Below are 22,236 nucleotides of genomic sequence, written 5' to 3'. Positions count from 1 at the left end.
AGAAGTAATTGGAGTTGATTAAGCATGAGTCAAGAAGAATTAAATGACCAGCTGAGGGTCAGACGGGAAAAAATGAATACGATGCGTGAAAATGGACTAGATCCATTTGGAAAACGCTTTGAACGTAGTCATAGTATTGTTGAACTAGTAGAACAGTATGGAGAGTTAGAGAAGGAAGACCTTGAGGCAAAAAATGTTGAAGTAACGATTGCAGGTCGGATGATGACGAAGCGTGGAAAAGGTAAAGCGGGGTTTGCTAATATCCAAGATCTAACTGGGCAAATTCAAGTATACGTTAGAGTAGATGCGATTGGTGCGGAAGCATACGAAGTATTTGATTCATCAGATTTGGGAGATATCATCGGTGTAACAGGAACCTTATTTAAAACAAAGGTAGGAGAATTATCCGTTAAGGTTCAAAACTATACGTTCTTAACAAAAGCACTCCGACCATTACCGGATAAATTCCATGGACTTAAAGATGTGGAGCAGCGATACCGTCAGCGTTACCTAGATTTAATTGTAAGCCAAGAGAGCAGAGAGACCTTTATTACACGCAGTAAAATTATTCAAGCTATGCGCCGTTATCTTGATGACAATGGATATCTAGAAGTTGAAACTCCGATGATGCACTCTATCGCTGGTGGTGCGTCTGCACGTCCGTTTATCACTCACCATAATGCACTTGATATGGAGCTTTATATGCGGATTGCTATTGAGCTCCATTTAAAGCGTCTAATTGTTGGCGGACTTGAAAAAGTATATGAAATCGGCCGCGTATTCCGTAATGAGGGTGTTTCAACACGACACAATCCAGAATTTACAATGATCGAGCTATATGAGGCTTATGCTGATTATCAGGACATTATGAGTCTGACTGAAAACTTAATTGCACACATTGCGCAAGAGGTACTAGGTACAACTACTGTCCAATACGGTGAATACGAAGTTAACTTAAAGCCAGAGTGGAAAAGATTACACATGGTGGATGCAATTAAAGAATATACCGGAGTAGACTTCTGGAAAGAAATGAGTGTAGAAGAAGCCCGGGCACTTGCGAAAGAACATGGTGTAGAAATCACTGAACATATGGTTTATGGGCATATCGTGAATGAATTCTTCGAGCAAAAAGTTGAAGAAAAGTTAATACAGCCAACATTTATTTATGGTCACCCGGTTGAGATTTCTCCACTTGCTAAGAAAAACGAGGAAGATCCAAGGTTTACAGATCGGTTTGAATTATTTATTGTTGCACGGGAACATGCGAATGCATTTACTGAGTTAAATGATCCTATTGATCAAAGAGAACGGTTTGAAGCGCAATTAAAAGAGCGTGAACAGGGTAATGATGAAGCACATGAAATGGACGAAGACTTTGTAGAGGCATTAGAATATGGTATGCCGCCTACAGGTGGATTAGGAATCGGTATTGATCGTCTTGTCATGCTGTTAACCAACTCCCCATCCATTCGCGACGTATTATTATTCCCGTTAATGCGCCATCGTTAATATGAAATTGGAAAAGCACCAGGTCACTGGTGCTTTGTTGTTTGTAGTAGACAAATAGTTTGAAAATTATTATTTTCGTATATTTGATAAATATGTTGGAAAAGCTATTGCACTCATTCCCTAATGGTGGTATATTAATATCTGTTGTTGCGAGACAACAAGTTTTAAAAAAGGTTTTTAGAAAAAGTTATTGACATTAGGTTGATAACTTGGTAAGATAATAAAGTCGCTTTTGAGCGGTATAAATAATTGCTCTTTGAAAACTAAACAAACAAGAACGTCAACAAACAATTTTTTTAGCTTTTAAAAAAAGTTAAGCCAACGTAACAAAATGAGCTATATCAACTTTCTTGGAGAGTTTGATCCTGGCTCAGGACGAACGCTGGCGGCGTGCCTAATACATGCAAGTCGAGCGAATCTTAAGGTGCTTGCACCTTTTGGTTAGCGGCGGACGGGTGAGTAACACGTGGGCAACCTGCCTGTAAGACTGGGATAACTTCGGGAAACCGGAGCTAATACCGGATAATCCTTTTCCTCTCATGGGGAAAAGCTGAAAGTCGGTTTACGCTGACACTTACAGATGGGCCCGCGGCGCATTAGCTAGTTGGTGAGGTAACGGCTCACCAAGGCGACGATGCGTAGCCGACCTGAGAGGGTGATCGGCCACACTGGGACTGAGACACGGCCCAGACTCCTACGGGAGGCAGCAGTAGGGAATCTTCCGCAATGGACGAAAGTCTGACGGAGCAACGCCGCGTGAGCGATGAAGGCCTTCGGGTCGTAAAGCTCTGTTGTTAGGGAAGAATAAGTATCGGAGTAACTGCCGGTACCTTGACGGTACCTAACCAGAAAGCCACGGCTAACTACGTGCCAGCAGCCGCGGTAATACGTAGGTGGCAAGCGTTGTCCGGAATTATTGGGCGTAAAGCGCGCGCAGGCGGTCCTTTAAGTCTGATGTGAAAGCCCACGGCTCAACCGTGGAGGGTCATTGGAAACTGGGGGACTTGAGTACAGAAGAGGAAAGCGGAATTCCACGTGTAGCGGTGAAATGCGTAGAGATGTGGAGGAACACCAGTGGCGAAGGCGGCTTTCTGGTCTGTAACTGACGCTGAGGCGCGAAAGCGTGGGGAGCAAACAGGATTAGATACCCTGGTAGTCCACGCCGTAAACGATGAGTGCTAAGTGTTAGAGGGTTTCCGCCCTTTAGTGCTGCAGCTAACGCATTAAGCACTCCGCCTGGGGAGTACGGCCGCAAGGCTGAAACTCAAAGGAATTGACGGGGGCCCGCACAAGCGGTGGAGCATGTGGTTTAATTCGAAGCAACGCGAAGAACCTTACCAGGTCTTGACATCCTCTGACACTCCTAGAGATAGGAAGTTCCCCTTCGGGGGACAGAGTGACAGGTGGTGCATGGTTGTCGTCAGCTCGTGTCGTGAGATGTTGGGTTAAGTCCCGCAACGAGCGCAACCCTTGATCTTAGTTGCCAGCATTCAGTTGGGCACTCTAAGGTGACTGCCGGTGACAAACCGGAGGAAGGTGGGGATGACGTCAAATCATCATGCCCCTTATGACCTGGGCTACACACGTGCTACAATGGATGGTACAAAGGGCTGCGAGACCGCGAGGTTTAGCCAATCCCATAAAACCATTCTCAGTTCGGATTGTAGGCTGCAACTCGCCTACATGAAGCCGGAATCGCTAGTAATCGCGGATCAGCATGCCGCGGTGAATACGTTCCCGGGCCTTGTACACACCGCCCGTCACACCACGAGAGTTTGTAACACCCGAAGTCGGTGGGGTAACCGCAAGGAGCCAGCCGCCTAAGGTGGGACAGATGATTGGGGTGAAGTCGTAACAAGGTAGCCGTATCGGAAGGTGCGGCTGGATCACCTCCTTTCTAAGGATAATGCAGTCCTTGTGGACTGATAAAACGTTGACTGTTACTTGTTTGTTTAGTTTTGAGGGAGCAATTCTCTCAAAGCTTTTTTTAATCGTTCTTTGAAAACTAGATAATCGTAAGAAGAAGTCAAAGTAAAACCGAGAATCGCCACATTAGTTTTTCTCTCTTATTTAATAAGAGTATAACCATTTAGGTTAAGTTAGAAAGGGCGCACGGTGGATGCCTTGGCACTAGGAGCCGATGAAGGACGGGACTAACACCGATATGCTTCGGGGAGCTGTAAGTAAGCTTTGATCCGGAGATTTCCGAATGGGGGAACCCACTGCTCGTAATGGAGCAGTATCTTTACCTGAATACATAGGGTATTGAAGGCAGACCCGGGGAACTGAAACATCTAAGTACCCGGAGGAAGAGAAAGCAAACGCGATTCCCTGAGTAGCGGCGAGCGAAACGGGACATAGCCCAAACCAAGAGGCTTGCCTCTTGGGGTTGTAGGACACTCAACATGGAGTTACAAAGGAACGGGGTAGATGAAGCGATCTGGAAAGGTCCGTCATAGAAGGTAAAAACCCTGTAGTTGAAACTTCGTTCCCTCCTGAGTGGATCCTGAGTACGGCCGGACACGTGAAATCCGGTCGGAAGCTGGGAGGACCATCTCCCAAGGCTAAATACTCCCTAGTGACCGATAGTGAACCAGTACCGTGAGGGAAAGGTGAAAAGCACCCCGGAAGGGGAGTGAAAGAGATCCTGAAACCGTGTGCCTACAAGTAGTCAGAGCCCGTTCATGGGTGATGGCGTGCCTTTTGTAGAATGAACCGGCGAGTTACGATCCCATGCAAGGTTAAGTTGAAGAGACGGAGCCGCAGCGAAAGCGAGTCTGAATAGGGCGTATGAGTATGTGGTCGTAGACCCGAAACCAGGTGATCTACCCATGTCCAGGGTGAAGTCCAGGTAACACTGGATGGAGGCCCGAACCCACGCACGTTGAAAAGTGCGGGGATGAGGTGTGGGTAGCGGAGAAATTCCAATCGAACTTGGAGATAGCTGGTTCTCTCCGAAATAGCTTTAGGGCTAGCCTCACGTTGTAAGAGTCTTGGAGGTAGAGCACTGTTTGGACTAGGGGCCCTCATCGGGTTACCGAATTCAGACAAACTCCGAATGCCAAAGACTTATCCGTGGGAGTCAGACTGCGAGTGATAAGATCCGTAGTCAAAAGGGAAACAGCCCAGACCACCAGCTAAGGTCCCAAAGTTTACGTTAAGTGGAAAAGGATGTGGAGTTGCTTAGACAACCAGGATGTTGGCTTAGAAGCAGCCACCATTTAAAGAGTGCGTAATAGCTCACTGGTCGAGTGACTCTGCGCCGAAAATGTACCGGGGCTAAACGTAACACCGAAGCTGTGGATTGACACCGTATGGTGTCAGTGGTAGGAGAGCGTTCTAAGGGCGTTGAAGCTAGACCGTAAGGACTGGTGGAGCGCTTAGAAGTGAGAATGCCGGTATGAGTAGCGAAAGATGGGTGAGAATCCCATCCACCGTATGCCTAAGGTTTCCTGAGGAAGGCTCGTCCTCTCAGGGTTAGTCGGGACCTAAGCCGAGGCCGAAAGGCGTAGGCGATGGACAACAGGTTGATATTCCTGTACCACCTCTTTATCGTTTGAGTGATGGGGGGACGCAGGAGGATAGGGTAAGCGCGCTGTTGGATATGCGCGTCTAAGCAGTTAGGCTGGTAAGTAGGAAAATCCGCTTACCGTAAAGGCTGAGCTGTGATAGCGAGGGAAATATAGTACCGAAGTTCCTGATTCCACACTGCCAAGAAAAGCCTCTAGCGAGATAAAAGGTGCCCGTACCGCAAACCGACACAGGTAGGCGAGGAGAGAATCCTAAGGTGAGCGAGAGAACTCTCGTTAAGGAACTCGGCAAAATGACCCCGTAACTTCGGGAGAAGGGGTGCTTTTTGAGGTGAATAGCCTCGAAGAGCCGCAGTGAATAGGCCCAGGCGACTGTTTAGCAAAAACACAGGTCTCTGCGAAGCCGCAAGGCGAAGTATAGGGGCTGACGCCTGCCCGGTGCTGGAAGGTTAAGAGGAGGGGTTAGCGCAAGCGAAGCTCTGAATCGAAGCCCCAGTAAACGGCGGCCGTAACTATAACGGTCCTAAGGTAGCGAAATTCCTTGTCGGGTAAGTTCCGACCCGCACGAAAGGCGTAACGATCTGGGCACTGTCTCAACGAGAGACTCGGTGAAATTATAGTACCTGTGAAGATGCAGGTTACCCGCGACAGGACGGAAAGACCCCGTGGAGCTTTACTGTAGCCTGATATTGAATTTTGGTACAGCTTGTACAGGATAGGTAGGAGCCTGAGAAACCGGAGCGCCAGCTTCGGTGGAGGCGTCGGTGGGATACTACCCTGGCTGTATTGAAATTCTAACCCACACCCCTGATCGGGGTGGGAGACAGTGTCAGGTGGGCAGTTTGACTGGGGCGGTCGCCTCCTAAAGAGTAACGGAGGCGCCCAAAGGTTCCCTCAGAATGGTTGGAAATCATTCGTAGAGTGTAAAGGCACAAGGGAGCTTGACTGCGAGACCTACAAGTCGAGCAGGGACGAAAGTCGGGCTTAGTGATCCGGTGGTTCCGCATGGAAGGGCCATCGCTCAACGGATAAAAGCTACCCCGGGGATAACAGGCTTATCTCCCCCAAGAGTCCACATCGACGGGGAGGTTTGGCACCTCGATGTCGGCTCATCGCATCCTGGGGCTGTAGTCGGTCCCAAGGGTTGGGCTGTTCGCCCATTAAAGCGGTACGCGAGCTGGGTTCAGAACGTCGTGAGACAGTTCGGTCCCTATCCGTCGTGGGCGCAGGAAATTTGAGAGGAGCTGTCCTTAGTACGAGAGGACCGGGATGGACGCACCGCTGGTGTACCAGTTGTCTTGCCAAAGGCATCGCTGGGTAGCTATGTGCGGACGGGATAAGTGCTGAAAGCATCTAAGCATGAAGCCCCCCTCAAGATGAGATTTCCCATAGCGTCAAGCTAGTAAGAACCCTGAAAGATGATCAGGTTGATAGGTCAGAGGTGGAAGCGTGGTAACATGTGGAGCTGACTGATACTAATCGTTCGAGGACTTAACCAATATTTAAAAGCGAACTCGTTTTACACACTTCTTCTGATTATCTAGTTTTGAGGGAATGATACCTCAAAAACAGTCTGGTAATAATGGCGAGAAGGTCACACCCGTTCCCATACCGAACACGGAAGTTAAGCTTCTCAGCGCCGATGGTAGTTGGGACTTTGTCCCTGTGAGAGTAGGACGTTGCCAGGCTGTATTATATGGAGGATTAGCTCAGCTGGGAGAGCATCTGCCTTACAAGCAGAGGGTCGGCGGTTCGATCCCGTCATCCTCCACCATACTTTTCTTCTATATAAGAGGAACTATTATTATTATGTGCCGGGGTAGCTCAATTGGTAGAGCAACTGACTTGTAATCAGTAGGTTGGGGGTTCAAGTCCTCTCGCCGGCACCATTTTTTCGTGATAGCGAAAAAATTTCCTTGTATGAGCCATTAGCTCAGTTGGTAGAGCATCTGACTTTTAATCAGAGGGTCGAAGGTTCGAGTCCTTCATGGCTCACCATTTTAAATGAATATGCGGGTGTGGCGGAATTGGCAGACGCACCAGACTTAGGATCTGGCGCCGCAAGGCGTGGGGGTTCGACTCCCTTCACCCGCACCATTTAATTTAATATGCGGAAGTAGTTCAGTGGTAGAACACCACCTTGCCAAGGTGGGGGTCGCGGGTTCGAATCCCGTCTTCCGCTCCAAAGTTGCCGGGGTGGCGGAACTGGCAGACGCACAGGACTTAAAATCCTGCGGTAGGTGACTACCGTACCGGTTCGATTCCGGTCCTCGGCACCATTTTGTAAGCTGAATGTTATTATAATATTGCGCCCGTAGCTCAATTGGATAGAGTGTCTGACTACGGATCAGAAGGTTATGGGTTCGACTCCTTTCGGGCGCGCCATTTTTTACGGGAAGTAGCTCAGCTTGGTAGAGCACTTGGTTTGGGACCAAGGGGTCGCAGGTTCGAATCCTGTCTTCCCGACCATTCTTATTCTATTTAATATGGGGCCTTAGCTCAGCTGGGAGAGCGCCTGCTTTGCACGCAGGAGGTCAGCGGTTCGATCCCGCTAGGCTCCACCAAATATTTTGTGAAATAATATGTTGACAATGTAAAACACATTTGTTAAGATATTAAAGTCGCCAACGCGACACCGTATTGCTCTTTGAAAACTAAACAAACAAGAACGTCAACAAAACAATTTTTTAGCTTTTAATAAAAGCTAAGCCAACGTAACAAAATGAGCTAATCAACTTTCTTGGAGAGTTTGATCCTGGCTCAGGACGAACGCTGGCGGCGTGCCTAATACATGCAAGTCGAGCGAATCTTAAGGTGCTTGCACCTTTTGGTTAGCGGCGGACGGGTGAGTAACACGTGGGCAACCTGCCTGTAAGACTGGGATAACTTCGGGAAACCGGAGCTAATACCGGATAATCCTTTTCCTCTCATGAGGAAAAGCTGAAAGTCGGTTTACGCTGACACTTACAGATGGGCCCGCGGCGCATTAGCTAGTTGGTGAGGTAACGGCTCACCAAGGCGACGATGCGTAGCCGACCTGAGAGGGTGATCGGCCACACTGGGACTGAGACACGGCCCAGACTCCTACGGGAGGCAGCAGTAGGGAATCTTCCGCAATGGACGAAAGTCTGACGGAGCAACGCCGCGTGAGCGATGAAGGCCTTCGGGTCGTAAAGCTCTGTTGTTAGGGAAGAACAAGTATCGGAGTAACTGCCGGTACCTTGACGGTACCTAACCAGAAAGCCACGGCTAACTACGTGCCAGCAGCCGCGGTAATACGTAGGTGGCAAGCGTTGTCCGGAATTATTGGGCGTAAAGCGCGCGCAGGCGGTCCTTTAAGTCTGATGTGAAAGCCCACGGCTCAACCGTGGAGGGTCATTGGAAACTGGGGGACTTGAGTACAGAAGAGGAAAGCGGAATTCCACGTGTAGCGGTGAAATGCGTAGAGATGTGGAGGAACACCAGTGGCGAAGGCGGCTTTCTGGTCTGTAACTGACGCTGAGGCGCGAAAGCGTGGGGAGCAAACAGGATTAGATACCCTGGTAGTCCACGCCGTAAACGATGAGTGCTAAGTGTTAGAGGGTTTCCGCCCTTTAGTGCTGCAGCTAACGCATTAAGCACTCCGCCTGGGGAGTACGGCCGCAAGGCTGAAACTCAAAGGAATTGACGGGGGCCCGCACAAGCGGTGGAGCATGTGGTTTAATTCGAAGCAACGCGAAGAACCTTACCAGGTCTTGACATCCTCTGACACTCCTAGAGATAGGAAGTTCCCCTTCGGGGGACAGAGTGACAGGTGGTGCATGGTTGTCGTCAGCTCGTGTCGTGAGATGTTGGGTTAAGTCCCGCAACGAGCGCAACCCTTGATCTTAGTTGCCAGCATTCAGTTGGGCACTCTAAGGTGACTGCCGGTGACAAACCGGAGGAAGGTGGGGATGACGTCAAATCATCATGCCCCTTATGACCTGGGCTACACACGTGCTACAATGGATGGTACAAAGGGCTGCGAGACCGCGAGGTTTAGCCAATCCCATAAAACCATTCTCAGTTCGGATTGTAGGCTGCAACTCGCCTACATGAAGCCGGAATCGCTAGTAATCGCGGATCAGCATGCCGCGGTGAATACGTTCCCGGGCCTTGTACACACCGCCCGTCACACCACGAGAGTTTGTAACACCCGAAGTCGGTGGGGTAACCGCAAGGAGCCAGCCGCCTAAGGTGGGACAGATGATTGGGGTGAAGTCGTAACAAGGTAGCCGTATCGGAAGGTGCGGCTGGATCACCTCCTTTCTAAGGATAATGCAGTCCTTGTGGACTGATAAAACGTTGACTGTTACTTGTTTGTTTAGTTTTGAGGGAGCAATTCTCTCAAAGCTTTTTTTAATCGTTCTTTGAAAACTAGATAATCGTAAGAAGAAGTCAAAGTAAAACCGAGAATCGCCACATTAGTTTTTCTCTCTTATTTAATAAGAGTATAACCATTTAGGTTAAGTTAGAAAGGGCGCACGGTGGATGCCTTGGCACTAGGAGCCGATGAAGGACGGGACTAACACCGATATGCTTCGGGGAGCTGTAAGTAAGCTTTGATCCGGAGATTTCCGAATGGGGGAACCCACTGCTCGTAATGGAGCAGTATCTTTACCTGAATACATAGGGTATTGAAGGCAGACCCGGGGAACTGAAACATCTAAGTACCCGGAGGAAGAGAAAGCAAACGCGATTCCCTGAGTAGCGGCGAGCGAAACGGGACATAGCCCAAACCAAGAGGCTTGCCTCTTGGGGTTGTAGGACACTCAACATGGAGTTACAAAGGAACGGGGTAGATGAAGCGATCTGGAAAGGTCCGTCATAGAAGGTAAAAACCCTGTAGTTGAAACTTCGTTCCCTCCTGAGTGGATCCTGAGTACGGCCGGACACGTGAAATCCGGTCGGAAGCTGGGAGGACCATCTCCCAAGGCTAAATACTCCCTAGTGACCGATAGTGAACCAGTACCGTGAGGGAAAGGTGAAAAGCACCCCGGAAGGGGAGTGAAAGAGATCCTGAAACCGTGTGCCTACAAGTAGTCAGAGCCCGTTCATGGGTGATGGCGTGCCTTTTGTAGAATGAACCGGCGAGTTACGATCCCATGCAAGGTTAAGTTGAAGAGACGGAGCCGCAGCGAAAGCGAGTCTGAATAGGGCGTATGAGTATGTGGTCGTAGACCCGAAACCAGGTGATCTACCCATGTCCAGGGTGAAGTCCAGGTAACACTGGATGGAGGCCCGAACCCACGCACGTTGAAAAGTGCGGGGATGAGGTGTGGGTAGCGGAGAAATTCCAATCGAACTTGGAGATAGCTGGTTCTCTCCGAAATAGCTTTAGGGCTAGCCTCACGTTGTAAGAGTCTTGGAGGTAGAGCACTGTTTGGACTAGGGGCCCTCATCGGGTTACCGAATTCAGACAAACTCCGAATGCCAAAGACTTATCCGTGGGAGTCAGACTGCGAGTGATAAGATCCGTAGTCAAAAGGGAAACAGCCCAGACCACCAGCTAAGGTCCCAAAGTTTACGTTAAGTGGAAAAGGATGTGGAGATGCTTAGACAACCAGGATGTTGGCTTAGAAGCAGCCACCATTTAAAGAGTGCGTAATAGCTCACTGGTCGAGTGACTCTGCGCCGAAAATGTACCGGGGCTAAACGTAACACCGAAGCTGTGGATTGACACCGTATGGTGTCAGTGGTAGGAGAGCGTTCTAAGGGCGTTGAAGCTAGACCGTAAGGACTGGTGGAGCGCTTAGAAGTGAGAATGCCGGTATGAGTAGCGAAAGATGGGTGAGAATCCCATCCACCGTATGCCTAAGGTTTCCTGAGGAAGGCTCGTCCTCTCAGGGTTAGTCGGGACCTAAGCCGAGGCCGAAAGGCGTAGGCGATGGACAACAGGTTGATATTCCTGTACCACCTCTTTATCGTTTGAGTGATGGGGGGACGCAGGAGGATAGGGTAAGCGCGCTGTTGGATATGCGCGTCTAAGCAGTTAGGCTGGTAAGTAGGAAAATCCGCTTACCGTAAAGGCTGAGCTGTGATAGCGAGGGAAATATAGTACCGAAGTTCCTGATTCCACACTGCCAAGAAAAGCCTCTAGCGAGATAAAAGGTGCCCGTACCGCAAACCGACACAGGTAGGCGAGGAGAGAATCCTAAGGTGAGCGAGAGAACTCTCGTTAAGGAACTCGGCAAAATGACCCCGTAACTTCGGGAGAAGGGGTGCTTTTTGAGGTGAATAGCCTCGAAGAGCCGCAGTGAATAGGCCCAGGCGACTGTTTAGCAAAAACACAGGTCTCTGCGAAGCCGCAAGGCGAAGTATAGGGGCTGACGCCTGCCCGGTGCTGGAAGGTTAAGAGGAGGGGTTAGCGCAAGCGAAGCTCTGAATCGAAGCCCCAGTAAACGGCGGCCGTAACTATAACGGTCCTAAGGTAGCGAAATTCCTTGTCGGGTAAGTTCCGACCCGCACGAAAGGCGTAACGATCTGGGCACTGTCTCAACGAGAGACTCGGTGAAATTATAGTACCTGTGAAGATGCAGGTTACCCGCGACAGGACGGAAAGACCCCGTGGAGCTTTACTGTAGCCTGATATTGAATTTTGGTACAGCTTGTACAGGATAGGTAGGAGCCTGAGAAACCGGAGCGCCAGCTTCGGTGGAGGCGTCGGTGGGATACTACCCTGGCTGTATTGAAATTCTAACCCACACCCCTGATCGGGGTGGGAGACAGTGTCAGGTGGGCAGTTTGACTGGGGCGGTCGCCTCCTAAAGAGTAACGGAGGCGCCCAAAGGTTCCCTCAGAATGGTTGGAAATCATTCGTAGAGTGTAAAGGCACAAGGGAGCTTGACTGCGAGACCTACAAGTCGAGCAGGGACGAAAGTCGGGCTTAGTGATCCGGTGGTTCCGCATGGAAGGGCCATCGCTCAACGGATAAAAGCTACCCCGGGGATAACAGGCTTATCTCCCCCAAGAGTCCACATCGACGGGGAGGTTTGGCACCTCGATGTCGGCTCATCGCATCCTGGGGCTGTAGTCGGTCCCAAGGGTTGGGCTGTTCGCCCATTAAAGCGGTACGCGAGCTGGGTTCAGAACGTCGTGAGACAGTTCGGTCCCTATCCGTCGTGGGCGCAGGAAATTTGAGAGGAGCTGTCCTTAGTACGAGAGGACCGGGATGGACGCACCGCTGGTGTACCAGTTGTCTTGCCAAAGGCATCGCTGGGTAGCTATGTGCGGACGGGATAAGTGCTGAAAGCATCTAAGCATGAAGCCCCCCTCAAGATGAGATTTCCCATAGCGTCAAGCTAGTAAGAACCCTGAAAGATGATCAGGTTGATAGGTCAGAGGTGGAAGCGTGGTAACATGTGGAGCTGACTGATACTAATCGTTCGAGGACTTAACCAATATTTAAAAGCGAACTCGTTTTACACACTTCTTCTGATTATCTAGTTTTGAGGGAATGATACCTCAAAAACAGTCTGGTAATAATGGCGAGAAGGTCACACCCGTTCCCATACCGAACACGGAAGTTAAGCTTCTCAGCGCCGATGGTAGTTGGGACTTTGTCCCTGTGAGAGTAGGACGTTGCCAGGCACACGAAGCACAACCTGATAAGGGTTGTGTTTTTTTGTTTTGTACGGAATTACGGGATTGTAGAATAAACTTTTGATTCCCTTGAGCATGATTTTTACCCAATAGAAGGAACTAAAATCTCTTTTTGTTGCCGTTAAACTAGACTTTTAAAGGATTAGGGAACCAAACCCTCCTTGTGATTACCTCAAACTTGATTTTCCCAGGATAAAGGGAGTCAAACTCTCCTTTAGATTACCTCAAACTTCATTTTACTAGGATAAAGGGAATCAAAAACCACAAAGCTTTCCTACCATTACTAACTACCTAAAAACAAATTAATCAATCCAAACAGGTTTCACACATGCGAAAAATGGAGAAAATCATTAGTAGCATGTTGTTTGCAACTACATAAAATTTTCAGTATAATTAATGTCAAATATAGTCAAAGTCAGAAGGAGGTGGGAAGATGAGAAACATCTCCGATATTATTGAAAAGTATTTAAAACAAGTATTAGAAATGAGTGACAAGGAACACGTTGAAATTAAGAGAAGTGAAATAGCAGATAAATTTCAATGTGTACCGTCACAAATAAATTATGTCATTAATACGCGCTTTACCATTGAACGAGGGTATATCGTAGAGAGTAAACGCGGGGGAGGCGGGTACATCCGAATCATGAAGGTTCAGTCCCATGATTTAGCCGACTTAATTGACCATTTGTTGTCGCTCATTGAAAATCGTATCGCACAAGCTACGGCAGAGGATGTAATTTACAGACTCGTCCATGAGGAGATAATTACAAAACGAGAGGCAAAAATAATGTTAAGTGTTATTGACCGTTCAGTCCTTTATATTGATCTTCCATTCCGAGACGAATTACGTGCAAGAATGTTGAAAGCGATGTTAACATCATTGAAATATAAATAATTTATACCAGCTAGAGAGGTGAAATAAAAATGATTTGCCAGGAATGTAATCAAAGGCCTGCCGCACTCCATTTTACAAAAATCATCAATGGTGAAAAAACCGAGGTAAACCTTTGTGAAAAATGTGCCCAAGAAAAGGGCGAGATGTTTATGATTAATGGTGGATCAGGCTTTACTTTTAATAACCTATTAGCGGGTCTATTGAATATTGATCCTACTGTTCAAAAACAAAATCAAAATACATTCCATCAAGAAGAAGTACTTCAATGTAATAAATGTTCAATGACATTTCCGCAATTTATTAAAGTTGGAAGGTTCGGATGTGCCCATTGCTATGAAACGTTTAAGGAGCAGCTTCCACCCGTCTTAAGGCGACTTCACAGCGGAAATTGGTCGCATAGCGGTAAAATACCAAAAAGAATTGGTGGAAGTATTCATCTCAAGAAGCAAGTTGAAAATCTTAAAAATGAGCTAAAAGAGTTAATTCAACAAGAGGAATTTGAAAAAGCTGCTAAGATTCGAGATGAAATTCGTACTCTCGAGAAGGAATTACCTAGCAGTAGTAAGGGAGGGGAATAACGTGTCGCTTGAACGTTTTATTAATCAAGCAGTCAGCTCGTGGATGAGCGAGGAGGGGCCTGACTCAGATATCGTCCTTAGTTCCCGAATCCGTTTAGCCCGAAACTTTGAAAACTATAAATTTCCAACACTATTTTCGCATGAAGAAGCACAATCGATTATTTTAAAAATGGAAGAAATCCTGCGTGAATCTAACTTTACAAAGTTTGGACAAATGGAACTTCTGAAGATTGATGACATACAGCCTCTTCAAAAAAGGGTTTTGGTAGAAAAGCATTTGATTAGTCCTAATTTAGCAGAAGACTCACCTTATGGGGCTGTTCTATTAACCGAAAATGAAGAAGTTAGTATTATGATTAATGAAGAGGATCACATTCGCATTCAGTGTTTGTTTCCTGGGTTGCAACTAACGGAGGCATTGGAGGCTGCGAATGAAGTAGATGATTGGCTGGAAAGCCATATTCACTTTGGATTCGATGAGAAGCATGGTTATCTAACAAGCTGCCCTACAAACGTAGGAACCGGACTTCGTGCTTCAGTCATGATGCATTTACCAGGATTGATGTTAACACAGCAAATCAATCGTATTATTCCGGCAATTAATCAGCTGGGTTTGGTTGTAAGAGGTATCTATGGTGAGGGGAGTGAAGCGCTCGGAAATATATTTCAAATTTCCAATCAAATTACTTTAGGAAAATCTGAAGAAGACATTTGCCGTGACCTAAAAGGTGTTGTGAGTCAGTTAATTTCACAAGAAAGGTCTGCTCGTGAAGCATTACGCAAAACTTCAAACATACAATTAGAAGACAGAGTGTTTCGTTCTTATGGCGTGTTATCCAACTGCAGAATCATTGAAACAAAAGAGGCTGCAAAATGCCTATCCGATGTCCGCCTAGGAATTGATATGGGATACATTGATCATTTACCTAAGAATATATTAAATGAATTGATGATTTTAACACAGCCTGGATTCTTGCAGCAGTACGCAGGCGGGCATTTAAGAGCAAATGAAAGAGATATAAGACGAGCAGCATTAATTCGAGAACGAATAAAAATGGAGTCAGATAAAAGGTGAGGAGGAATGGAATATGATGTTTGGCCGTTTTACTGAGAGAGCTCAAAAGGTTTTAGCTTTAGCACAAGAGGAAGCAATTAGACTTGGACACAACAATATTGGAACTGAGCATATTTTATTAGGCTTAGTCCGTGAAGGAGAAGGCATTGCTGCCAAAGCACTTTATGGGCTGGGCTTGGGTTCAGAAAAAATTCAAAAAGAGGTAGAATCGTTGATCGGGAAAGGCCAGGAAGCATCTCAAACGATTCACTATACACCAAGGGCGAAAAAGGTAATTGAACTATCTATGGATGAAGCCCGTAAATTAGGACATTCCTATGTCGGAACAGAGCATATTCTACTTGGTTTAATTCGTGAGGGTGAAGGCGTTGCTGCAAGAGTTCTTAATAACCTGGGAGTAAGCCTAAATAAAGCGCGTCAACAGGTACTGCAATTATTAGGCAGTAATGAATCTGGCGGTCATCAAGGAGGAGCATCGGTAAGTGCCAATACTCCAACCCTTGACAGCCTTGCTAGAGATTTAACAGCGATTGCTAGAGAAGGAAGTTTAGATCCTGTTATCGGAAGAAGCAAAGAGATCCAGCGGGTAATTGAAGTATTAAGCCGTCGTACAAAAAATAACCCTGTGTTAATCGGTGAACCAGGCGTAGGTAAAACTGCTATCGCTGAAGGCCTTGCACAGCAAATTGTAAATAATGAAGTACCGGAAATTCTTCGTGATAAGCGGGTTATGACGCTGGACATGGGCACCGTCGTAGCAGGAACTAAATATCGTGGTGAATTTGAGGACCGTCTAAAAAAGGTAATGGATGAAATCCGCCAGGCAGGTAACATCATTCTCTTTATTGATGAATTACACACGTTAATTGGTGCCGGAGGAGCAGAAGGAGCGATTGACGCTTCTAACATCCTAAAACCTTCACTGGCACGTGGTGAGCTCCAATGTATCGGCGCAACCACACTGGACGAATACCGAAAATATATTGAAAAGGATGCCGCTTTAGAGCGCCGCTTCCAGCCAATTCGTGTTGATGAACCGACGGCAGAAGAGTCTATTCGTATACTAGAAGGTCTTCGTGATCGTTATGAAGCACACCACCGTGTATCGATCACGGATGAAGCAATTGAAGCAGCGGTAAAATTATCTGACCGCTATATTTCTGACCGATTCCTTCCGGATAAGGCTATTGACTTAATTGATGAAGCTGGATCAAAGGTTCGCTTACGTTCGTATACAACACCGCCAAATTTAAAAGAATTAGAAGTAAAGTTAGAAGAAGTACGCAAAGAGAAGGATGCTGCTGTTCAAAGCCAGGAATTTGAAAAAGCTGCCTCTCTAAGAGATACAGAGCAGCGACTTCGTGAACAGCTTGAAGAAACAAAGAAAACGTGGAAAGAAAAGCAAGGAAAAGAAAACAGCGAAGTTACTGTTGAGGACATTGCAAGTGTGGTTTCAAGCTGGACGGGAATACCAGTCTCCAAACTTGCACAAACAGAAACAGCTAAGCTGCTAAACTTAGAGGAACTCTTACACTCACGAGTGATTGGTCAAGAAGAAGCGGTTAAGGCTGTTTCAAAAGCAGTCCGTCGTGCGAGAGCAGGCTTAAAGGATCCAAAACGTCCGATTGGCTCGTTTGTATTCCTTGGTCCTACTGGTGTTGGTAAAACCGAATTGGCCAGGGCACTTGCTGAGGCAATGTTTGGTGATGAAGACGCCATGATTCGAATCGATATGTCAGAATACATGGAGAAGCATTCTACTTCTCGTTTGGTTGGGTCTCCTCCGGGATATGTGGGTTATGAAGAAGGCGGTCAATTAACGGAAAAGGTACGTAGAAAACCATACTCCGTTATCCTGCTTGATGAAATTGAAAAGGCACATCCGGACGTGTTTAATATATTACTGCAAGTTCTAGAGGATGGTCGCTTAACAGATTCAAAAGGAAGAACGGTTGACTTCCGTAATACGGTTCTGATTATGACTTCTAACGTTGGTGCAGAAGCACTAAAACGTAACAAATATGTCGGCTTTAATATTCAAGATGGAGAACAGGATTATAAGGACATGAAGGGTAAGGTTATGGAAGAATTGAAAAAGGCCTTCCGCCCTGAATTCTTAAACCGTATTGATGAAATCATTGTCTTCCACGCTTTAGAGAAAAAGCATCTTGGAGAAATTGTTACTTTATTATCCGATCAGCTTGTAAAACGACTAAAAGAGCAGCATATTTCTTTAGAGTTAACCGAAGCAGCTAAGGATAAGATATCTATCGAGGGTTACGATCCAGAATACGGTGCACGTCCATTACGCAGAGCAATTCAAAAGCATATTGAAGACCGACTCTCTGAAGAACTATTAAAAGGAACAGTATTAACAGGGCAGCATGTTATAATTGATGTTGATAATGGTGAATTTTTAGTTAGAACGGCAGAAACAACGCCCCTAACTAAATAACCAGATTCGTTATTTTTAGAACAACTAAAAGGGGTACACGTTATAAGTCTCGACCGTGTACCTCTTTTTCTATTTAGAGTCAGGAGTAGATACATATGGTCAAACGAAAAACGAAGTTCATGTGTCAGGAGTGTGGGTATGAATCTCCTAAATGGTTAGGAAAATGCCCTGGCTGCGGAGAGTGGAACAAAATGGTGGAGGAAGTTGAGGTAACGGGTGGAAATAGAAGGGGCGCCTTTGCTCATTCTCAGGGAGTTTCTACACTAGCGTCGAAACCAACACCAATTACAGCGATTGAATCATTGTCAGAACCGAGAATTCTTACCGATCTCAATGAGCTTAATCGAGTTTTAGGTGGAGGAGTGGTAAAGGGATCACTTGTTTTAATCGGTGGTGACCCTGGTATCGGTAAATCGACTCTCCTTTTGCAGGTATCCTCTCAGCTTGCGAATAAAGGGAATCAGGTCTTATACATATCCGGCGAGGAATCGCTGAGGCAAACAAAGCTTCGAGCGGAAAGACTAGGAATTAAATCTGAAAATCTCCTCGTCTATGCTGAGACGAATTTAGAAGAAATAAATCGGACCATTGAAAATACAAACCCCAGTTTTGTCATAATTGATTCCATTCAAACCGTTTTCCATCCGGAAGTAACGTCTGCGCCAGGCAGCGTTTCACAAGTACGTGAATGTACATCCGAATTAATGAGGATTGGGAAAACGAAAGGGATTGCGATCTTCATTGTAGGTCATGTAACAAAAGAAGGCTCCATAGCTGGACCAAGGCTGCTCGAGCATATGGTAGATACTGTTCTCTACTTTGAAGGGGAAAGGCACCATACGTATCGAATTTTACGTGCAGTAAAGAATCGTTTTGGCTCAACAAATGAAATGGGTATTTTCGAGATGAAAGAGTTTGGACTTGATGAGGTTGCAAATCCATCGGAAATATTTCTTGAAGAGAGGTCACAAGGCGCGGCAGGTTCCACTGTGGTTGCTTCAATGGAAGGGACACGTCCTGTGCTTGTCGAAATCCAGGCATTAATTTCTCCGACCAGTTTTGGAAACCCAAGAAGAATGGCAACAGGTATTGACCATAACCGCGTTCCATTATTGATGGCAGTTTTAGAGAAGCGGATGGGAATGCTGCTTCAGAATCAAGATGCATATCTGAAGGTCGCTGGGGGCGTAAAGTTAGATGAACCAGCTATCGATTTAGCTATTATTGTAAGTATTGCCTCAAGCTTCCGAGATAGACCTACACGTGCCACGGATTGTATCATTGGCGAGGTTGGGTTAACCGGAGAAGTGAGAAGGGTCTCGAGAATTGAACAGCGTGTGCAGGAAGCTGCAAAGTTAGGCTTCGAACGGGTTATTTTACCTGCTAATAATTTGAGCGGCTGGAAAGGTCCGAAAGGTGTAGAGTTAATCGGCGTTTCGACTGTAGCAGAAGCTTTAAAAGCAGTGTTAGGGGTGTAGAGTATGGAAAATAAAAAGCTGGGTGAACAAACTGTAAGTGAAGTTTTACAGTTTATTGCCCCAGGTACACCTATTCGTGAAGGAATTGATAATGTATTAAGAGCAAATACTGGCGGGCTTATTGTTGTTGGTTACAATGATAAGGTTAAAAGTATTGTAGATGGCGGTTTTCAAATTAATTGTCCTTTTTCACCAAGTTACCTTTATGAGCTGGCAAAAATGGATGGTGCAATTATCCTAAATGAATTAGGGAATACCATTCTTATTGCGAATGCCCAGCTTGTTCCTGATTCTGAAATATCAGCATCGGAAACAGGTATGCGCCACCGTACCGCTGAACGAGTGGCCAGGCAAACAAAGGCCCTTGTCATTGCTATATCGCAAAGAAGAAATGTCATAACCTTATATCAAGGGAACTTCCGTTATGCCCTTAAAGATATTTCTGTGATATTAACAAAGGCAAATCAGGCGATTCAAATGCTGGAAAAGTATAAGGTTGTCCTTGAACGAAGTATTGCCGGGTTAAGTATTTTGGAGTTTGAAGAATCGGTTACCTATAACGATTTCTTACTCGTTCTCCACCGATTTGAAATGGTGTTAAAAATTAAAAATGAACTCATTACTTATTTAAACGAATTAGGCACAGAAGGTAGGCTGATTCGCTTGCAAATGAATGAAATATTGACAGATCTAGAAGAAGAAACTGCCTTGATTATTAAGGACTATGCCATTGATAGAGAGGTCAAGTCGAGGGATGTTCTAAAACGAATGCAGGCATTAACGAGTAATGGGACATTAGATGATATCGCAATACTGAAACTAATGGGGTACCAAGGATATATTCCACTTGATGAAAATAAACATCCTCGGGGATATCGGATTCTAAATAAAATTCCTCGTCTTCCAATTGTAATCATTGAAAACATTATTACGAGCTTTGGTGCGTTTTCAAAAATTATTTCAGCCTCTGTTGAAGAACTAGATGATGTTGAGGGAATTGGTGAAATCCGTGCAAAGAAAATAAGGGAAGGCTTGAGAATAATTAAAGAGAGATTATATACAGAGCGGCACTTATAGATCTCTATTAGTAAATAAAGAGGCAAATTTATGTTTGTTTGACAGAGTTTTTTTCCAGTGCTACCCTATGAAGTGAAAAATATATTTTACTATATAAAGTAAACTTTCATGTTTTAAAATTCTCACTTTGACTAAAATAATCAATAAGCGAAGGTTTCATTTTTGGGAATATGTTTATAATGAGTAGAGGAGGTGAAGGAATGTTAAAACGTATTGTTCAAGCATGCTTTCTTATAACTGGAGGTACGCTTGGAATATTGCTAATTCCACAATTGCTAAAGGTAATAAATTTCGATGACATTCCAATAATCAGTAACTCATATGCAGCGGCTATTATAGGTGCAATTATCTTTTATCTTATTACTTTTTGGGCAGTAGATTATGTACTAGAGTTTATTAAATGGGCGGAAGATTCACTGGTGAAAATCCCGGTAACAGACGTGATTTTTGGCAGTTTAGGATTGATTTTTGGTTTATTAGTTGCCTTTTTAATCGGTTTTGCTCTAAATGCCATTCAAGTACCTATTCTTAATGCTGTCGCTCCTATTTTGCTGACATTATTATTTGGTTACCTTGGGTTTCAGGTTGGATTTAAGAAAAGAGATGAGCTGTTAAATCTTTTTGGAAGCCGTGGAAAGAAGAAATCCGGAGAAGAGGACGCTGACAAGTCAGAGGGACAATCATTAAAGATCCTAGATACAAGCGTTATTATTGACGGTCGTGTCGCTGATATTTGTCAAACAGGATTCCTTGAAGGTACAATTGTAATTCCACGCTTTGTGCTTGAGGAATTACAGCATATTGCTGATTCATCCGATGTCTTAAAACGGAACCGTGGGAGACGGGGCTTGGATATTCTAAATCGAATTCAAAAGGAACTGGCAATAAAAGTTGAGATTTATGAAGGCGATTTTGATGAAATTCAAGAAGTTGACAGTAAGCTAGTGAAACTTGCGAAGATCACAAATGGAATGCTTGTTACGAATGATTTTAACCTCAATAAAGTATGTGAATTACAGAATGTTTCTGTATTAAATATTAATGATTTAGCCAATGCCGTAAAACCAGTAGTCCTGCCTGGGGAAGAGTTATCTGTACAGGTAATCAAGGATGGTAAAGAATATCACCAGGGTGTAGCATATCTTGATGATGGGACGATGATTGTGGTTGAAGAGGGAAGAGAGTATATCGGGAAAAGAATTGATGTTCTTGTAACGAGTGTTCTTCAAACCTCCGCAGGAAGAATGATCTTTGCTAAACCAAAATTATTGGAAAAGGCGCTGTAATTAGACATACACTAGACAGAAAGAATAGAATGGAGTTTTAGTATGGCTTATCAAGTCATTATTCCGGCCGCTGGTCAAGGGAAGAGGATGGGGGCAGGGAAAAACAAGCTTCTGTTAGAACTAAATAACATACCTGTATTAATTCATACCTTAAGGGTCTTCGAGGAAGACGAGTTGTGTCAGGGAATTACCCTAGCTGTAAACCCACTCGATACTGAGGAATTTAAATACTTGTTAAATAAGTATAAGGTGAAGAAGGTGCTAGATTTAGTTCCAGGTGGAAAAGAACGTCAGGATAGTATTTATAACGCATTGAAAACAATAAAGAACGATGGAATTATTCTTGTTCATGATGCCGCTCGTCCTTTTATTCTTAAGGAACATATTCACCGATTACTAGATACAGCGCAGGAAACAGGTGCAGCAATCATTGGAGTGCCAGCAAAAGATACCATGAAAACAGTAGGAAATCATGTGGTAATGGCAACTGTCGAAAGATCCAGCTTGTGGGCTGTTCAAACCCCACAAGCTTTTCGTTTTTCTATTCTACTTAAGGCCTATGAACATGCCAAGAAGGAACACTTTATTGGTACTGATGATTCCAGTTTGGTAGAACGAATTTCGCATCCAGTGTCAATGGTAGAGGGAGATTATGATAATATCAAGCTGACTACCAAGGAGGATTTATTTTTTGCACAAGCAATACTACAGAAAAGACAAGGGAGTTTTTAAT

Annotated in this window: 9 protein-coding genes, 9 tRNA genes and 6 rRNA genes; all 24 read left to right on the top strand. The window is 45.4% G+C overall.

From position 1 onward, the window contains the following. The first annotated feature begins 24 nt into the window (after positions 1–24). A complete protein-coding gene (gene lysS, locus QFZ31_RS20180; protein WP_307306217.1) occupies positions 25–1,509 on the top strand; it encodes a lysine--tRNA ligase in 1,485 nt (494 codons plus the stop codon). Between the two features lie 347 nt (positions 1,510–1,856). Further along, positions 1,857–3,406, top strand: a 16S ribosomal RNA gene (locus QFZ31_RS20175). 195 nt (positions 3,407–3,601) lie between these two features. Then, a 23S ribosomal RNA gene (locus QFZ31_RS20170) occupies positions 3,602–6,538 on the top strand. Between the two features lie 73 nt (positions 6,539–6,611). Further along, positions 6,612–6,727 (top strand): 5S ribosomal RNA (gene rrf, locus QFZ31_RS20165). Between the two features lie 10 nt (positions 6,728–6,737). Continuing rightward, positions 6,738–6,813, top strand: a tRNA-Val gene (locus tag QFZ31_RS20160). Positions 6,814–6,852: 39 nt separating this feature from the next. Next, positions 6,853–6,928 (top strand) — tRNA-Thr (locus tag QFZ31_RS20155). 33 nt (positions 6,929–6,961) lie between these two features. Further along, positions 6,962–7,037 (top strand) — tRNA-Lys (locus QFZ31_RS20150). Between the two features lie 14 nt (positions 7,038–7,051). Further along, a tRNA-Leu gene (locus QFZ31_RS20145) sits at positions 7,052–7,136 on the top strand. A 13-nt stretch (positions 7,137–7,149) separates the two neighbouring features. Continuing rightward, positions 7,150–7,224 (top strand) — tRNA-Gly (locus QFZ31_RS20140). 5 nt (positions 7,225–7,229) lie between these two features. After that, a tRNA-Leu gene (locus QFZ31_RS20135) sits at positions 7,230–7,318 on the top strand. A 29-nt stretch (positions 7,319–7,347) separates the two neighbouring features. Continuing rightward, positions 7,348–7,424: transfer RNA gene (locus QFZ31_RS20130), tRNA-Arg, on the top strand. 7 nt (positions 7,425–7,431) lie between these two features. Further along, positions 7,432–7,508 (top strand) — tRNA-Pro (locus QFZ31_RS20125). A 19-nt stretch (positions 7,509–7,527) separates the two neighbouring features. After that, positions 7,528–7,603: transfer RNA gene (locus QFZ31_RS20120), tRNA-Ala, on the top strand. Positions 7,604–7,776: 173 nt separating this feature from the next. Then, positions 7,777–9,326: ribosomal RNA gene (locus QFZ31_RS20115) — 16S ribosomal RNA — on the top strand. A 195-nt stretch (positions 9,327–9,521) separates the two neighbouring features. Then, positions 9,522–12,458, top strand: a 23S ribosomal RNA gene (locus QFZ31_RS20110). Positions 12,459–12,531: 73 nt separating this feature from the next. Then, positions 12,532–12,647: ribosomal RNA gene (gene rrf, locus QFZ31_RS20105) — 5S ribosomal RNA — on the top strand. The 16S, 23S and 5S rRNA genes sit together here with 9 tRNA genes alongside, the layout of an rRNA operon. Before the next feature lie 445 nt (positions 12,648–13,092). Next, a complete protein-coding gene (locus QFZ31_RS20100) occupies positions 13,093–13,554 on the top strand; it encodes a CtsR family transcriptional regulator (RefSeq protein WP_306077286.1) in 462 nt (153 codons plus the stop codon). Positions 13,555–13,583: 29 nt separating this feature from the next. Further along, complete coding sequence (locus QFZ31_RS20095; protein WP_179603613.1) at positions 13,584–14,132, top strand: UvrB/UvrC motif-containing protein; 549 nt, start codon at positions 13,584–13,586, stop codon at positions 14,130–14,132. Between the two features lies 1 nt (position 14,133). Then, on the top strand, positions 14,134–15,207 hold the full coding sequence (locus QFZ31_RS20090) for a protein arginine kinase (protein WP_307306210.1): 1,074 nt from the start codon (positions 14,134–14,136) through the stop codon (positions 15,205–15,207). A gap of 13 nt (positions 15,208–15,220) precedes the next feature. After that, positions 15,221–17,662: an ATP-dependent protease ATP-binding subunit ClpC gene (gene clpC / locus QFZ31_RS20085; protein WP_307306207.1), complete on the top strand. Its 2,442-nt coding sequence runs from the start codon at positions 15,221–15,223 to the stop codon at positions 17,660–17,662. A 95-nt stretch (positions 17,663–17,757) separates the two neighbouring features. After that, positions 17,758–19,140: a DNA repair protein RadA gene (gene radA / locus QFZ31_RS20080; RefSeq protein WP_179603616.1), complete on the top strand. Its 1,383-nt coding sequence runs from the start codon at positions 17,758–17,760 to the stop codon at positions 19,138–19,140. Between the two features lie 3 nt (positions 19,141–19,143). Next, on the top strand, positions 19,144–20,217 hold the full coding sequence (gene disA / locus QFZ31_RS20075; protein WP_307306202.1) for a DNA integrity scanning diadenylate cyclase DisA: 1,074 nt from the start codon (positions 19,144–19,146) through the stop codon (positions 20,215–20,217). A gap of 200 nt (positions 20,218–20,417) precedes the next feature. Next, complete coding sequence (locus QFZ31_RS20070) at positions 20,418–21,503, top strand: PIN/TRAM domain-containing protein (RefSeq protein ID WP_307306200.1); 1,086 nt, start codon at positions 20,418–20,420, stop codon at positions 21,501–21,503. A 42-nt stretch (positions 21,504–21,545) separates the two neighbouring features. Further along, the gene (gene ispD / locus QFZ31_RS20065) at positions 21,546–22,235 is read left to right on the top strand and encodes a 2-C-methyl-D-erythritol 4-phosphate cytidylyltransferase (RefSeq protein ID WP_307306197.1); all 690 of its coding nucleotides are present in this window, start codon (positions 21,546–21,548) and stop codon (positions 22,233–22,235) included. Position 22,236: the final 1 nt, after the last annotated feature.

The sequence above is a fragment of the Neobacillus niacini genome, from assembly GCF_030817595.1.
Lineage (GTDB): Bacteria > Bacillota > Bacilli > Bacillales > Cytobacillaceae > Neobacillus > Neobacillus niacini_G.
Note: the sequence above shows the minus strand (reverse complement) of the source record. Positions and strands in the feature narration are given on the sequence as shown.

Coding starts and splice junctions, on each gene's coding strand:
- clpC (WP_307306207.1), top strand. CDS start 15,221: ATGATGTTTGGCCGTTTTACTGAGAGAGCTCAAAAGGTTTTAGCTTTA.
- QFZ31_RS20100 (WP_306077286.1), top strand. CDS start 13,093: ATGAGAAACATCTCCGATATTATTGAAAAGTATTTAAAACAAGTATTA.
- disA (WP_307306202.1), top strand. CDS start 19,144: ATGGAAAATAAAAAGCTGGGTGAACAAACTGTAAGTGAAGTTTTACAG.
- QFZ31_RS20095 (WP_179603613.1), top strand. CDS start 13,584: ATGATTTGCCAGGAATGTAATCAAAGGCCTGCCGCACTCCATTTTACA.
- lysS (WP_307306217.1), top strand. CDS start 25: ATGAGTCAAGAAGAATTAAATGACCAGCTGAGGGTCAGACGGGAAAAA.
- ispD (WP_307306197.1), top strand. CDS start 21,546: ATGGCTTATCAAGTCATTATTCCGGCCGCTGGTCAAGGGAAGAGGATG.
- QFZ31_RS20070 (WP_307306200.1), top strand. CDS start 20,418: ATGTTAAAACGTATTGTTCAAGCATGCTTTCTTATAACTGGAGGTACG.
- radA (WP_179603616.1), top strand. CDS start 17,758: ATGGTCAAACGAAAAACGAAGTTCATGTGTCAGGAGTGTGGGTATGAA.